The 14459-nt window shown below is 67.8% G+C and carries 11 protein-coding genes; 6 read left to right on the top strand and 5 right to left on the bottom strand.

What is annotated here, in order from left to right:
- Positions 1-379 precede the first annotated feature (379 nt).
- A complete protein-coding gene (uvrB, locus tag GPX89_RS39020; protein WP_157392775.1) occupies positions 380-2545 on the top strand; it encodes an excinuclease ABC subunit UvrB in 2166 nt (721 codons plus the stop codon).
- A 257-nt stretch (positions 2546-2802) separates the two neighbouring features.
- Here uvrB and GPX89_RS39015 read toward each other — a convergent pair whose 3' ends face one another.
- Positions 2803-3273, bottom strand: coding sequence for a VOC family protein (locus tag GPX89_RS39015; protein ID WP_157392774.1), 471 nt, complete (start codon positions 3271-3273; stop codon positions 2803-2805).
- Positions 3274-3329: 56 nt separating this feature from the next.
- Between GPX89_RS39015 and GPX89_RS39010 the strand changes: the two genes are divergently transcribed.
- The 3 genes from GPX89_RS39010 (at position 3330) to GPX89_RS39000 (ending at position 5610) form a co-directional block, all read left to right on the top strand.
- Positions 3330-4193 carry a helix-turn-helix domain-containing protein gene (locus tag GPX89_RS39010; protein WP_157392773.1) on the top strand — a complete coding sequence of 288 codons (864 nt, stop codon included), beginning with the start codon at positions 3330-3332 and terminating at the stop codon, positions 4191-4193.
- Between the two features lie 88 nt (positions 4194-4281).
- Entirely contained in the window at positions 4282-4698 is a 417-nt protein-coding gene (locus GPX89_RS39005) for a DoxX family protein (protein ID WP_157392772.1), read from the top strand.
- 459 nt (positions 4699-5157) lie between these two features.
- Positions 5158-5610, top strand: a complete 453-nt coding sequence (locus GPX89_RS39000) for a universal stress protein (RefSeq protein ID WP_157392771.1) — start codon at positions 5158-5160, stop codon at positions 5608-5610.
- 114 nt (positions 5611-5724) lie between these two features.
- On the opposite strand, the gene GPX89_RS38995 is transcribed toward GPX89_RS39000, so the two are convergent.
- Positions 5725-8007, bottom strand: a complete 2283-nt coding sequence (locus GPX89_RS38995; RefSeq protein WP_328602844.1) for a HelD family protein — start codon at positions 8005-8007, stop codon at positions 5725-5727.
- Between the two features lie 190 nt (positions 8008-8197).
- Positions 8198-9541 carry a diguanylate cyclase domain-containing protein gene (locus GPX89_RS38990; RefSeq protein WP_328602816.1) on the bottom strand — a complete coding sequence of 448 codons (1344 nt, stop codon included), beginning with the start codon at positions 9539-9541 and terminating at the stop codon, positions 8198-8200.
- Between the two features lie 215 nt (positions 9542-9756).
- On the opposite strand from GPX89_RS38990, the gene GPX89_RS38985 reads away from it, so the two are divergent.
- The gene (locus tag GPX89_RS38985; protein ID WP_157392770.1) at positions 9757-10902 is read left to right on the top strand and encodes a beta-ketoacyl synthase N-terminal-like domain-containing protein; all 1146 of its coding nucleotides are present in this window, start codon (positions 9757-9759) and stop codon (positions 10900-10902) included.
- Here the strand turns inward: GPX89_RS38985 and GPX89_RS38980 are convergent.
- Together GPX89_RS38980 and GPX89_RS38975 are read right to left on the bottom strand one after the other, a co-directional pair.
- A complete protein-coding gene (locus GPX89_RS38980) occupies positions 10899-12626 on the bottom strand; it encodes a GAF domain-containing sensor histidine kinase (protein WP_157392769.1) in 1728 nt (575 codons plus the stop codon). The two genes, GPX89_RS38985 and GPX89_RS38980, sit on opposite strands and share 4 nt — an antisense overlap.
- A 71-nt stretch (positions 12627-12697) precedes the next feature.
- Positions 12698-13345: a response regulator transcription factor gene (locus GPX89_RS38975; protein WP_328602815.1), complete on the bottom strand. Its 648-nt coding sequence runs from the start codon at positions 13343-13345 to the stop codon at positions 12698-12700.
- Positions 13346-13604: 259 nt separating this feature from the next.
- Here GPX89_RS38975 and GPX89_RS38970 point away from each other — a divergent pair, with 259 nt between their 5' ends.
- Positions 13605-14426 (top strand): hypothetical protein, encoded by an 822-nt coding sequence (locus GPX89_RS38970; RefSeq protein WP_198347796.1) that lies wholly within the window; start codon positions 13605-13607, stop codon positions 14424-14426.
- Positions 14427-14459: the final 33 nt, after the last annotated feature.

Raw genomic sequence — 14459 nt, 5'->3', positions numbered from 1 at the left:
TCGCCCTGCCTCTTCTCGAATCGTGCGACCAGCGAGCCCAGAGTACACCTGGAGAGCGGGATTCAAACCCTCGTGAACGGACTGAGATCTACGCGACATCGGCGCGTCGGAGAGTCGTGAAATCCGTTGGGGTGGGAGGCAATTCGGACATTAGAAGCCCTTTACCGAATTGGGTGTGGGACATGGGGGAACCGCCCGGCGTGAGTACTGATTTCGTGAGGCGGGGGTAACTCACCGGGTACTCCCAGAATCGGTTCGGCTCCCGACTGCCGGCACGGGTTGCCAACGCTGACGGCTCTCAGCCGTCCGCTGAAGGCGCGGGGAGGCGGGGGAGCTCGGCTGCGCATTACTTGTCGGTGGTCCGTCCTAGGCTGGGGGCATGGCTTTCGCAACCGAGATCCCGGACGACCTGCCGTTGGCGCATTCCGAACATCGCCCCATCGGTGAGATCGAACGTGTCGAGGGCCAGTTCCAGGTGGTCAGCGAGCATGTCCCCGCAGGTGACCAGCCCGCGGCCATCGCCGAGCTGGAGCGGCGGATCCGTGCGGGGGAGAAGGACGTGGTGCTGCTGGGCGCCACCGGCACCGGTAAGTCGGCCACCACGGCCTGGCTGATCGAGAAGCTGCAACGGCCCACGCTGGTCATGGCTCCCAACAAGACCCTCGCGGCGCAGCTGGCCAACGAGTTGCGCGAGATGCTGCCCAACAACGCGGTCGAGTACTTCGTCTCGTACTACGACTACTACCAGCCCGAGGCCTACATCGCGCAGACCGACACCTACATCGAGAAGGACAGCTCGATCAACGACGATGTCGAGCGGCTGCGCCACTCGGCGACATCGAGCCTGCTCTCGCGGCGGGACGTGGTCGTGGTCGCGTCGGTGTCGTGCATCTACGGTCTCGGCACGCCGCAGTCCTACCTCGATCGGTCGGTGCAGCTCGAGGTCGGCGAGGAGATCGATCGGGATCGGCTGCTGCGGTTGCTGGTGGACGTGCAATACACCCGCAACGACATGTCGTTCACCCGCGGATCTTTCCGGGTACGCGGCGATACCGTCGAAATCATTCCCTCGTACGAGGAATTGGCGGTGCGCATCGAATTCTTCGGCGACGAGATCGAGGCGCTCTACTATCTGCATCCGCTGACCGGTGATGTGGTCCGGCAGGTGGATATGGTCCGCATTTTCCCGGCCACCCACTATGTGGCCGGTCCGGAACGGATGGAACGCGCGGTCCGCGATATCGAGGCGGAACTCGAGGAGCGGCTGGCCGAATTGGAGAAGCAGGGCAAACTGCTGGAGGCGCAACGACTTCGGATGCGCACCCAATACGACCTGGAGATGATCAAACAGGTCGGATTCTGCTCGGGCATCGAGAATTACTCGCGCCATATCGACGGCCGTGGCGCGGGCACCGCGCCGGCGACGCTGCTGGATTACTTCCCCGAGGATTTCCTGCTCGTCATCGACGAATCGCATGTGACGGTGCCACAGATCGGCGGCATGTACGAGGGCGATATGTCGCGCAAGCGGAACCTGGTGGAATACGGTTTCCGGCTGCCGTCGGCGGTGGACAACCGGCCGCTCACCTGGGAGGAGTTCGCCGACCGCATCGGGCAGGCGGTGTACCTCTCGGCCACGCCCGGCCCCTACGAATTGGGCCAGACCGGCGGCGAATTCGTCGAGCAGGTCATTCGCCCGACCGGCCTGGTGGATCCGCACGTGGTGGTGAAGCCGACCAAGGGGCAGATCGACGACCTGGTGCACGAGATCAAGCTGCGCACCGAGCGCGACGAGCGGGTGCTGGTCACCACCCTGACCAAGAAGATGGCCGAGGATCTCACCGACTACCTGCTGGGTCTCGGTGTGCGCGTGCGGTACCTGCACTCGGAGATCGACACCTTGCGCCGCGTGGAATTGCTGCGCCAGTTGCGCTTGGGCGAGTACGACGTCCTGGTCGGCATCAACCTGCTGCGCGAGGGTCTCGACCTGCCCGAGGTATCGCTGGTCGCCATCCTGGACGCCGACAAGGAAGGCTTCCTGCGCTCGGCCACCAGCCTCGTCCAGACCATCGGCCGAGCGGCGCGCAATGTCTCCGGTGAGGTCCACATGTACGCGGACAAGATCACCGACTCCATGCGCACCGCCATCGACGAGACCGAACGCCGCCGCGCCAAGCAGGTCGCCTACAACGAAGAGCGCGGCATCGACCCGCAGCCGTTGCGCAAGAAGATCAATGACATCCTCGACCAGGTCTACCGCGAGGCCGAGGAGACCGAGGTCGAGGTCGGCGGCTCCGGCCGCAATGCCAGCCGCGGCCGCCGTGCCCAGGGTGAGCCGGGTCGCGCGGTCAGCGCCGGCGTCTACGAGGGCCGCGACGTCAAGAACATGCCCCGCGCCGAACTCGCCGACCTCATCAAGGACATGACCGCCCAGATGATGAACGCCGCCCGCGAACTCCAATTCGAGCTGGCAGGCCGCCTCCGCGACGAGATCGCCGACCTCAAGAAGGAACTACGCGGCATGGACGCCGCCGGGCTGTCGTGAGAGAAAGCTTGCAGCACAAGGATGTTCGGCGAGCGGACGGTGCGCCGACCCTGCAATGGGCGGCGGCGTCGACCACCACGGCACGGAGGTCTGTCCTGCCGGTCGGCGTCGTGAGGACGGCTGCACCACGTGTTATCCCGGCATTTCTTTGGCCGGGATCCGCGGCAGCCAGGGTGGATTCCGGCCGAACGCGCGCCGGAATGGCGAGGCCAGCTCCCCACCGGGCGGATGATCTGCCGAGCGGGCGAGCGGCGAGCTCAGGCTTGCTGGGCCATCCACTCTCCGACTCGGCGTTCGGCCTCTTCGCGGGAGACGTTTTCGACGCGGGTCATGACGATCCAGCGGTGGCCGAAGGGGTCCATGACTCGGCCGTAGCGGTCGCCGGTGACGAAGGTCTGGGGGTCGGAGACCAAGCGGGCGCCGTTATCGGTGGCCAGCTTCGTGACGGCGTCCACGTCGGGGCAGTAGTGGACGACGCTGGTGTGGACCCAGTCGTCGGCGGGGGCGCGCAGGCCCTCCTCGGGGATGGGCATGCCGACCTGGATGGTGGAGTCGCCGATGCGGAGTTCGGCGTGGGCGGCCTGGCCATCGGGAAGGTCGTTGCGGCTCAGCACCTTCGCGCCGAAGACGGCGGTGTAGAAGTCGATGGCCGCAGTGGCGTCCGGCACGGCGAGGAAGCAGGTGATGGAGTGGTAGCCCTCGGGTATCGGATTCACTGTGTCGCTCATGGCAATAACTCTCGTCGGCGCGGTCGAGCCGGTCTTGTAAGAAGGCGACAGGCGTGATGAGCAGCGGAAACAGCGAGGAAAGCCGGTTCGGGCCGCGGCCGGTGCCGCCGCCGGAGACCGCGAAGGGCATTCTGCGCCCGCGGCAGCAGAACGCGGCCAACAATCACGCCCGGTTGTCCGCGGGGGAGCGGGTCTCCCGCTATGTGGAGTGGTACTGGGCGGTTCGCTGGGATCGGCGCGGGCAACCGCCGTTCCACGCGGAGGTGCTGTCGTATCCCTGCGTGAACCTGACCTTCGAGCGCACCCACGAGCGCACCGGAGCGTTCGTCACCGGTGTGTGGACCACCAAGTACGTGCGCGAATTGGCCGGGGAGGGCGAGACTTTCGGCGTCAAGTTCCGCGCGGGCGGCTTCGGCGCGTTCACGGGTCTGGACGTCGGCGCGTTCAGCGACACCTCGGTTCCGGCGGCCGAGGTCTTCCCGGCCGTCGACGCCTTGTCCGAAGCCGTTCTCGCGACGGCGGATCACGAGCGGCGGCGCGATCTGATCGAGGATTTCCTGGTCGCGGCTCAGCGCACCGCCGGTGACGACGCCGCCTATCGTCAGGTGCTCGCGATCATCGAGGCCATGGAGCACGATCCGGCCCTCACCCGGGTCGACCAGGTCACCGAGCGTTTCGATATTCCGATCCGCACCCTGCAGCGCCTGTTCCGGCGCTATGTGGGCGGCAGCCCGAAGTGGGTGCTGCGCCGCTATCGCCTGCAGGACGGCGCGCATCTGCTGGCCGAGGGCCGCACCTCGGATCTGGCCGCCCTGGCCCTCGAACTCGGCTACTTCGATCAGGCGCACTTCTCCAACGAGTTCGCCAAGGAGGTCGGCCTGCCGCCACTGGAATACGCCCGGATCTCGCTATCTTCGTGAAAACACGCTGGTCCGGGAATTTTCCCCGCCCTGATGAAGTTGGTTGCCGTATCAACTGATGGCATTTCGATCATCGAAGGAGCGGGCCATGGACGTACTGGTATTGATCGGACGGATCCTGTTCGCGCTGCTGTTCCTCACCTCGGGCTTCGGGCATATCGCCCAGCGCAAGGCCATGGCGGAGTACGCCAAGTTCAAGGGCGTGCCGTTCCCGGATCTGGCGGTCCCCGCCTCGGGCGTGCTGCTGCTGGCCGGAGCGCTGAGCGTGCTGCTGGGAGTCTGGGCCGATCTGGGGGCGCTGCTGCTGATCGTGTTCCTGGTGCCGACGGCCTTCCTCATGCACGCCTTCTGGAAGGAGACCGATCCGCAGGCCAAGCAGGGGGAGATGGTCCACTTCAACAAGGACCTCGCACTGGCCGGCGCGGCGCTCATGCTGTTCGCCTTCTTCGCCCACACCGGCGGGGATCTCGGATTGACGCTCACCGGGCCGCTTTTCAGCTTCTGATCCGATCGCGACGCGTTAGTATTGCGCGTCATTGATCGGCCGGAGGGAAGAGGATCGCATGGCCATCCTCAGCGCGATTCTCGGCTGGTTGTGGGCCGAATATCGCGAGCTGTGAAGCAAGGCGAAGTCACTACCGCAAGGGCCGTTCGTTGTGCGATGTCACAGCGAACGGCCCGAGCAGTCTCTCTGTGATAAAGGGCTTGTGACGAATCTCCCAGGGCGGCAACGACGTTAACGTTTTGTGGGCCGCGTCGCGGCGGTCCGGAAATTCGCTGGTAGTCGAGGCTGTGTTCGGATGTGGAAGCGAAAGTAACCGCCGCCGGGCACGCCACGTGAGTGTGATGTGTTGCGATATCGAATATTTCCGCCTGTTATGCCGCTATTGTCAGGCCAAGTTGCCGCGGCGGTAACCCCACCGTTGTGGACGTCGCGGCCCCGACCCTTGTACTTGGAGGAGAAATGACCGCCTACCGGACGATCGTCGTCGGTACCGATGGCTCGGACTCGTCGTACGTCGCCGTCGAGCGGGCCGCGGCTCTGGCCGGCGACGAGGGCGCCACGCTGTACATCGCCTGTGCGTATTTCCCGACCGACGACCGCGATGTGGCCGCCGCCGCGGACGTGCTGAAGGACGAGGCCTACCAGGTGCGCGGCTCCGCGCCCACCAGCGAGATCCTGCGCGTGGCGCGGGACAAGGCCGTCGCCGTCGGCGCGGTGAACGTGGTGGAGAAGGCCGTGGTCGGCGAGCCCGTCGAGTCGCTGCTGGACCTGCTCAAGGAGGTGGAGGCCGACCTGCTCGTCGTGGGTAACCGCGGCCTCAACACCCTGGCCGGACGCCTGCTCGGCTCGGTTCCCTCGGACGTGGCCCGCAAGTCCCGCACCGACGTACTCATCGTGCACACCGTGCGCTGAGTGGGGCTTCGCCCCACACCTCGAGGAAGCCGGGGGCCAAGCCCCCGGACCCCCATCCAAGAGGAAGGGGCCGAGCCCGATCGGGCTCGGCCCCTTCACTGTTCGCGGGCCACGTCAGCTCAGCCGGTGCAGGACCCGCGGGAGGTCCTCGGAATGCACGACGGCCAATCGCTGGGTGGCGCGGGTCAGCGCCACGTAGAGGTCGTTCAGCCCGCGCGGTGATTCGGTGAGGATCCGATGCGGTTCGGCGAGGACGACCGCGTCGAATTCCAGACCCTTCACGTCGTGGACGGTCAGCACGCGCACCGAATCATCGGTCAGGTGAGCGAGTTCCGGGGCCAGGTCGTGCGGCACGATGACCGCGGTGGTGCCGGGCTGCTCGGCCTCGGCGGCGATCAAGCGCTTGATCTCGTCGGACAGTTCGGTCGCCGCCACCCGCCGCGCGGTGGGTGCGAAGCCGGAGTCGCGGACCGAGCGCGGTGCGGGCGCGTCCGGGTCGATGGCGGCCAGCACGTCCCCGGCCACCGCCATGATCTCCGAGGGCGTGCGGTAGTTGACCGTCAGCTCGGTGAGCTTCCAGCGTTTGGCCACATACGGTTCCAGCACCTGCTGCCACGACGACGCACCGGCCGGATCACCGGTCTGGGCGACGTCGCCGACGGCGGTGATCCAGCGATTCGGGATGCGGCGCATGACCATTCGCCACGCCATCTCCGAAAGTTCCTGCGCCTCATCCACGATGACGTGCCCGTAGGTCCAGGTGCGGTCCCCGGCGGCGCGTTCGGCGGTGGTCTGGCGGGTGCGGACCTGCTGGCGTTCGGCCAGCTGCGAGGCGTCGATGAGGTCGTAGGCCATGAGCAGTTCGGGGTCCAGGTCGTCCTCGAGATCCTGTGGCGCGGAACCGGTCAGGATGTCGAGGGCCTCCTGGGCCTCGGCCAGCTGGGCGCGCCAGCGGCGGCGGGAGCGCTCGCGCTCCTCGGAGTCGTCGATGCCGAGCAGCTCGGCCAGCTCGTCGAGCAGCGGCGCGTCGGCGTCGCTGAATTCGCCGCTGTCGGAACGCCGCAGCTCGGCGCGGTCGGCCTCGCTCCACCCGGCCGCGGCATTGGCCAGGCGCTTGGGATCGGCCCACAGCCCGCCCAGCACCTCCTGCGGGGTGAGGATCGGCCACAGTCCGGCGATGGCGCGCTGGATCTCGGCGTCGGCGCGCATCTCGTCGCGGATCTCGGTGAGATCCGTCTGGCTCAACAGGTTTCGCCCGCCCAGCGGATTCGCGCCGATGGCGGCGGCCAGCTGATCGGTGAGCGCGTCCACCACCGAGGCCGCGAAGATGGGCCGGGCCAGGTTGTGCGCGCGACGCGAGGACCGGGCGCGGCCGCGGGCCTTGGTGACGATCTTGCGGTCCAGTTCCAGCTGGTGCCCGTCGAAGTAGAGCCGGATCGGCTCGCGCGGCACCTCCTGCCAGTCCCGCACCGCCTTCTTGAGCACCTCGAGCATGGCGAGCGAACCCTTGAGTTCACCGGCGCGCAGCGAATCCTCCAGTGTCGCTTGCACTCCCGGATACAGGTTGCCGATGGTGGACAGCAGCACACCGGTCTCGCCGAGCGAGGGCAGCACCTGGCCGATGTAGTCGAGGAAGGTGGAGTTCGGGCCGATGATGAGCACGCCCGCCTTGTCCAGCTGCTGGCGGTAGGTGTACAGCAGGTAGGCCGCGCGGTGCAGCGCGACGGCGGTCTTGCCGGTGCCGGGACCGCCCTGCACCACGAGCACGCTCTTGTGCTCGGAGCGGATGATGGCGTCCTGCTCGTGCTGAATGGTCTCGACGATGTCGTTCATGTGCCCGGTGCGGGCGGCATTGAGCGCGGCCAGCAGCGCGCTCTCCGAGCCGACGCCGCCGTCGGCGCCGATCACGCCGTCGCGCTTGGCGGCGTCCAGGTCCAGGTATTCGTCGTTGATCGCGGTGACCTTGCGGTTGCGCGAGCGAATGTGGCGGCGGCGGGTGACGCCGTCGGGTGCGGCGGTGGTGGCCAGGTAGAACGGGCGTGCCAGGGGAGCGCGCCAATCCAGCAGCAGCGTCTCGTAGTCGGCGCTCTCGTCGAGGATGCCGATGCGTCCGATGTAGCGGAGTTCCTCGTCCGAGCCGTCACCGTCGCCGAGGTCGATGCGGCCGAAGCATAGGCCGTGTTCGGCGGCATCGTATTTGGACAGGTCCTCGGAGTAGAGCTGGGTGAACGACTCGCGCTCACTGCGCGCCTGCGGGGTGCCGCCGGTTTCCAGGAGCACGGTGCGCAGCCGCCGCTGGGCGTAGGCGCGCATGCCGTCGAGCTGTTCGTAAAGCTTCGTGAGGTATTGCTGCTCGCGTTCCATGTCCGGGGATACCGCGGACGCGGGGTCGGGCACGGAACGCTCCTCGGTGAGGTCGGGCAAAGCGGAAACTCCTTGTTCACCACGTCAGCCGCATCGGTACGGCGCGCGAAGCATCGAGAACAGAGTTGTCGAGTCTAGTGGGACTTTCCACTCGACGCCGTATCCCCAGGTAAAGAGGCCCGGCTCTCGGGACCCCCGGGTGCTTCGGACCCCCTGATCCCGACTACGAAGCGTGGGTGCTGTCGCTGCGGCGACTCAGGGGCCCGTTCTGGTGATTGGGGGGTTTCGCGCGGTACATCGCCAGGTCGGCATCGTGGAGCACGGCTTCCGGGGTCCGGTTGTCGCCCGGGTGCAGGTGGGCGACGCCGATCGAGGCGTCCACGTGGATGCGGTGGCCGCGGGCGATGATCGGTTCGGACATGGTCGCGCGCAGGCGGTCCATGAGGGCTTCGAGGTCGTCGCCGAGGGTGCGGCCGGAGAGCAGGACCAGGAATTCGTCGCCGCCGATGCGGCCCACGATGTCGTCGGCGCGCAGGCCGCGCTGCAGGCGCTGGGCCACGATCTGCAGGACGGTGTCGCCGATGGCGTGGCCGAGGGTGTCGTTGATGGCCTTGAAACCGTCGAGGTCGATGAACAGCACGCTCGACACCGGCAGGGATTCGGTGGTGCCCAGGGCCGCGGCCAGCCGGGAGAGGACCAGGGCGCGGTTGGCCAGCCCGGTGAGCGGGTCGTGGGTGGCCTGGTACTCCAATTGCCTTCGGCTGGCGCGGAATTCGGTGATGTCGTTGAACGAGGACACGGCCGCCGATTCCGGGTCGTCCGGGTTCAGCAGGCGGCTGTTGGCCGAGAGCCAGCGACGCTGCCCATCGGGCCGGTCGAGGCCGAACACGAAGCGGGTCACCGTTTCCCCGGTGGCGAGGGTGCGGATGACCGGATACCAGGACGAGGGCATGGGCTGGGCATTGGCGTCGAGCAGGCACAGCGGGATGTCGTAGATGTGGGTGCCGATGAGGTCGTCGGCGTCGTAGCCGAAGATGCGGCGCGCGGCCGGATTCGCCGATTCGATGCGCCCGTCGCGGTCGATCACCACCACGCCCTCCTCCAGCTGCGACACCACGGTGGTGAAGAACTGTTCGGCGCGGCGCTGGGCGGCCTCGGCCTCGCGCTGCGGGGTGAGGTCGTGCACGACGACCTGGTAGGCGAGGTGTTCGTGCCAGGCGGTGAGCACTGAGACGGTCTCGACCTCGACGGTGCCGCCGTCACAGCGCCGCAGGGTCATCTCGGTGGGGTCGGAGGCGGTGCCGGCGATGGTGAGCCGGCGGATGCGTTCGAGCATGGGGGCGACGGAGGAGGGTTCCACGAAGTCGGTCACCGTCCGGCCGATCACGTCCTCGGGGCGATCGGCCGCCAGCAGGCGCAGCATCGCCGGGTTGGCGTAGACGACGGTGCCGCGCTCGTGGACCACGACCCCGTCGGGGCTGAAGTCCACCAGGGACCGGTACCGCTGGGCCAGCTGTTCGGCATCGGCCGGGTCGTTCGCCCGATCGTCACCCACCACTTCTTGCACCCCCTGATCGTCGTTTCGACACGTCGCCGGAGCACGCCACCATTCTGTTATCTGAAAAGTTGCTGGTGCACCTGGTCGAACGTATTGAATGAATCACAGTCCCGCACAGCATCGGCCCGAGAGTGGTGATCATTACGGGCAACAGTCCGAAAGGAGCGATGCAAATGCCTGGCACTATCCCCGAAACCGAGACCTCGGGTCAGCACCAAGATCATATGACCATCGCTGGTATCGGTGCCGTGACCGGGTACGGCTGGGGCCGCGAAACCCTCTGGGAGGGTTTGCTGAGTGGCAAACCTGCCGCCCGGCTGTTTCCAGGGTACGGGCCGGAACGCGATCGGAACGGGTGGGTTGCCCGCGTGCCGGAAGGCGGCGACCCGGACCTGCCGGAGAGCCGATACATCCGGGCCATCATGGGCGCGTCGCGGGAGGCGGTCGCCGACGCCACCGAGCGCGGCTGGCGGCCCGGGCGCACGGTCGGCCTGCTGCACGCCATCGTGCTCGGCAATGTCTCCGAGTGGCGCGACTTCTACACCGTCGACGGCGGAAAACGGCGCAGCCGTGACTATCTGCGATTACTCCCCTCGACACCGGTGGCGATGCTGATGAACGAGTTCGGGTTCCACGGCCCGGCCATGAGCGCGACCGCCGCCTGCTCCTCCGCGAACGTGGCATTGATCACCGCGCAGTTGTGGCTGGCCCACGGCATCGCCGACGACGTGCTGGTGGTGGCGACCGACCTGTCCGCGATTCCGGAGATGGTGCAGCCGTTCGTGGCGCTGGGCGCGGCGGTCGACGACACCGATCCGCTGGATGCCTGCCGCCCGTTCCAGGAGGGCAGCCGCGGCTTCGGTTTCGGCGAGGCGTCGGTGGGCTTCATGGTGACCCGCGACGCGGACAGACCGTACGCGGCGATGCTGGGCGGGGGCATGTCCAACGACGGGTATCACGTCGTGTCGGTGGACTCCTCGCACGAGCAGATCTTCGATTGCGTGCGGCGCGCGCTGGCCAGCGCGGATGTCCGGCCCGAGGAAGTCGCGTACCTGAACACCCACGGTTCGGGCACCGCCCAGTGCGACGCGGCCGAAACCGCGCTGCTGGCGGACCTTTTCGATGATCGCCCGCAGGTGGTGGCGATCAAGCCGCTGGCCGGGCACTGCCAGGCCGCCTCGGCCGGCGTCGAATTGGCGGCCGCCGCCCTGGGTTACGAGCGCGGGCTGCTGGTGTCGGCCCCGATCGTCGCGCCCGCGCACCCGCGCCTGGTCGACGGCGTGCGGCAGGGATACGACGGCATCACGGTGAAGACGGCGCTCGGCATGGGCGGCCACAATTCGGCGGTGGTGCTCGGCCCGATCGGCTAGTGCAGTGGCACCGACCAGTTCAGTTTGGTTCCCGTTCCGCCACCCTCGGGGTCGGTGCGGCGCGGATACACCGCCAGGCTGCCGCCGGACTGTTCGGCGCGGCGGGCCAGGTTGGTGAGTCCGCTGGGAGTGATGTTGTCCGGTATGCCGCAGCCGTTGTCGGCGACGACGATGGTGAGATCGTCGGCCACGCCGATGTCGATGGTGATGGTGTCCGCGCCCGAATGCCGGACCGCATTCGAGACAGCCTCGCGCACAACGGCTTCCGCGTGATCGGCCAGGGTGGGTTCGACCACCGAGAGCGGACCGCTGACATGCATGAGGGCCCGGATGTCGGTGGCGGTGGTCTGCTGTTTGATCGCGCGTTCCAGCCGCTGGCGCAGCCGGGTGCTGTGCCCCTCGCCGCCGTGCAGGTCGAAGATGGAGGTGCGGATCTCCTCCACCACGTCCTGCAGGTCGTTGATGGCGTCGGAAAGTCGTTGCTGCACTTCGGGAACGCGGGCGCGCGGCACCGTGCCCTGCAGCGACAGCCCGATGGCGAACAGCCGCTGGATGACGTGATCGTGCAGGTCGCGGGCGATGCGATCGCGGTCGGTGAGAATGTCCAGTTCGCGCATGCGCCGCTGCGCCACCGCCAACTGCATGGCCAGCGCCGCCTGATCGGTGAAGGCGGCGATCAGCTCGACCAATTCGTCGGTGTAAGGCGCGGATTCGCTGGGGCGCAACATGATCAGCACGCCGAGCGTGGAGTCGGGCGTGTGCAGGGGCAGCACCAGCGCGGGGCCGACGCCGGTGAGCGGGGTGCCCAGGTCGACGTGGCGGACGTCGTCGAAGCGCAAGGGGGCGCGCGTGCTCAGCGCCTGGCCGACGGCGGTGTCCACGGCCCGCACCGTGTGCCCGGCCGGTGGCTCTCCGGGCCCGGACCATTGCGCCACCAGCAGTTCGGTGACGTGCTCGGGCAGGTCGTCGGGATCGACCACCGCCAGCAGTGCACGCTGCGAGGCGGTCAGGTCCCGCGCGTGCTCGACCACGTGGGCCAGCACCTTGCTGGGTTCGGTGTCGGCCAGGAATTCGGTGGCGATGTCACGGGTGGCCTCGATCCAGGCCTGGCGGGTGCGGGCCTGCTCGTACAGCCGCGCGTTGTCGACGGCGATGCCGGCCGCGGCGGCCAGCGCCTGCAGCAGCACCTCGTCGTCCTCGGTGAAGGGGTGCCCGCCGGGTTTCTCGCAGAGGTACAGATGTCCGAAGACCTCGCCGCGAATCCGCACCGGCATGCCCAGCAGCGTGCGCATGACCGGGTGGTGCGGCGGGAAGCCGACGGTGGCCGGATGCCGCGCGAGGTCGTCCAGGCGCAGCGGTTCGGGCTTGTCGAGCAGCCCGAGCACGCCGTGGCCCTCGGGCAGATCGCCGATCAGCACCCGCGTGTGCTCGTCGACGCCGTGGAAGATGAACTGGCTGAGCTGCTTTTCGTGCCCGGGCACGGCGAGTGCCCCGTAGCGGGCGTCGACGAGGATGGTGGCCGCGCGCACGATGGTGCTCAGCGTCTGGTCCAGGTCCAGGCCCGAGGTGACCGCGAGCATGGCCTCGACCAGCCCGTCGATGCGGTCGCGGGCGTCGATGATCTGTTCGACCCGGTCCTTCACCTCGGTGAGCAATTCGCGTAATCGCAGTTGCGACAGCGTTTCACGCACCGAGTAGGAGCCGGTGCGGGGGATGTCGTGCATGGTTGTCCTGCGGTCCGGCGGATGCGACACGGCACCGGAAGTCTATTCGGCCCGAGGTTGCCGGGAGGTTGTTATGCCGAACGCGGCTGTCCCGTACGCAATTTCGACGCGAGCACGGCGGCCTGGGTGCGGCGTTCCATACCCAGTTTGGCCAGCAGCCGGGAGACGTAGTTCTTGACGGTCTTCTCCGCCAGGAACATCCGCTCGGCGATCTGCCGGTTGGTGAGGCCGTCGCCGAGCAGGTCGAGGAGTTTGCGTTCCTGATCGGTCAAACCGGCCAGCGGGCCGTCGAATTCGGTGCTGCGCCGCAGTCGCGCCATGAGGGCGGCGGCCGCGCGATTGTCCAGCAGCGAGCGGCCCGAGCCGACCTCCTTGATGGCCTTGGCCAGCTCCATGCCCTTGATGTCCTTGACCACGTAACCGCTGGCCCCCGCCAGGATGGCGTCCATCATGGCCTGTTCGTCGGTGTAGGAGGTGAGGATCAGGCAGCGCAGATCGTCGATGTCGGCCAACAGGTCCCGGCACAGTTCGATGCCGTTGCCGTCGGGGAGGCGCACGTCGAGTACCGCCACGTCGGGGCGTAGGGCCGGGATCCGGGCCAGCGCCTGGGCGACGTCGCCGGCCTCGCCGACCACCGTGAGTTCGGGGTCCTCCTCGAGCAGATCGGTCAGTCCGCGCCGCACGATTTCGTGATCGTCGACCAGGAAGACTTTGATCACGACGGCCTCCAAGCTCATCGGTATCGCGGGCGCGCGTGTGGAGCGCGGGCTGGAAGGCCCAACGTAACCCGCGGCGGTGCAAGGGGATACCGCCGAAGGTCCCTAATTCGCGGAGATGTGAACGCGCGATGATTTTTTATCGGAGAATTTTCCCTGAAAGTGGTCTGCTTTGGGACCTTCGGCACTGTCGGCTGGTGACGGTGGTGTGTTGCCATGGAGGCGGGTTGCCGGGTCGGAACAGGGAGAGAGGGGTCGGCTGATGGGCGCGTTCGATGTGTGGTCGAGTGGAATCGATCCGGATTTCGTGGTGATCACACACGGACCGGTCCCATCGGGAGAGGTGACCAGGGTGGTGCGCGGACTGGGCAGAATTCTGCGCCGCCACGGGGTCGACGGGCCGGTGCGGGTACGCCTGCACCGGCCCGATTCCGAAGACCAGACCACGCTGGTGCAGGCCAGTGTCCGGGCGCTGGGGAAGGCGTTCCGGGTACAGGTCGCCGGGCCGGGGAAGTTCGCGGCCACCTTCGCGCTGGAGCGGCTGGATCGGCGGCTGGGCTGCCCGCCGGACGAATTGTCCAGGCCCTGGCCGGATCCCGCGCGGCCGTCGCTGTCGGCGGTGACCGGGCCGCGACCGATCGTGCGGCGCAAGGACTGTCGACTACAGGTGGCCACACCCGCCGCGGCGGCGCGGGTGCTGGACGCCATGGACTACGACGCGCACCTGTTCATCGACTCCGAGAGCGGGTCCGAGGCGGTGGTCTGCTGGACCGGACCGCTGGGCGTGCGGACCGTGGGCCGCTTGCGTGACACCGTGCCGGCGATGCTCGAGGACGAGGCGGTCACACGGCTGTGCACGGGCGGACTGCCGTACCTGTTCTTCACCGACGCCGACACCCGGCGCGGACGGCTGCTGTACCGCCGCTTCGACGGGGATCTGGCGCTGGTGACCGCCAACGGTTCCGAGGATCGGATGCGCGAGCGCGATCGGGGTTTGCAGCCGCGCGCTATCGTGGGCTGTGGGCGGCGGGCGCTGCCCGCCGCATTGCCCGAGGTGACGACTGATTTCGTGAGGCGAGGGTAACTCGCCGGGGACGTCCAAAATCGGTTCGGATCC

Origin of the sequence: Nocardia terrae, assembly GCF_009760405.1 — a bacterium.
Taxonomy (GTDB): Bacteria; Actinomycetota; Actinomycetes; order Mycobacteriales; family Mycobacteriaceae; genus Nocardia; species Nocardia terrae.
The sequence above is the reverse complement of the archived record's forward strand: the minus strand, read 5'-3'. Positions and strand labels throughout refer to the sequence as shown.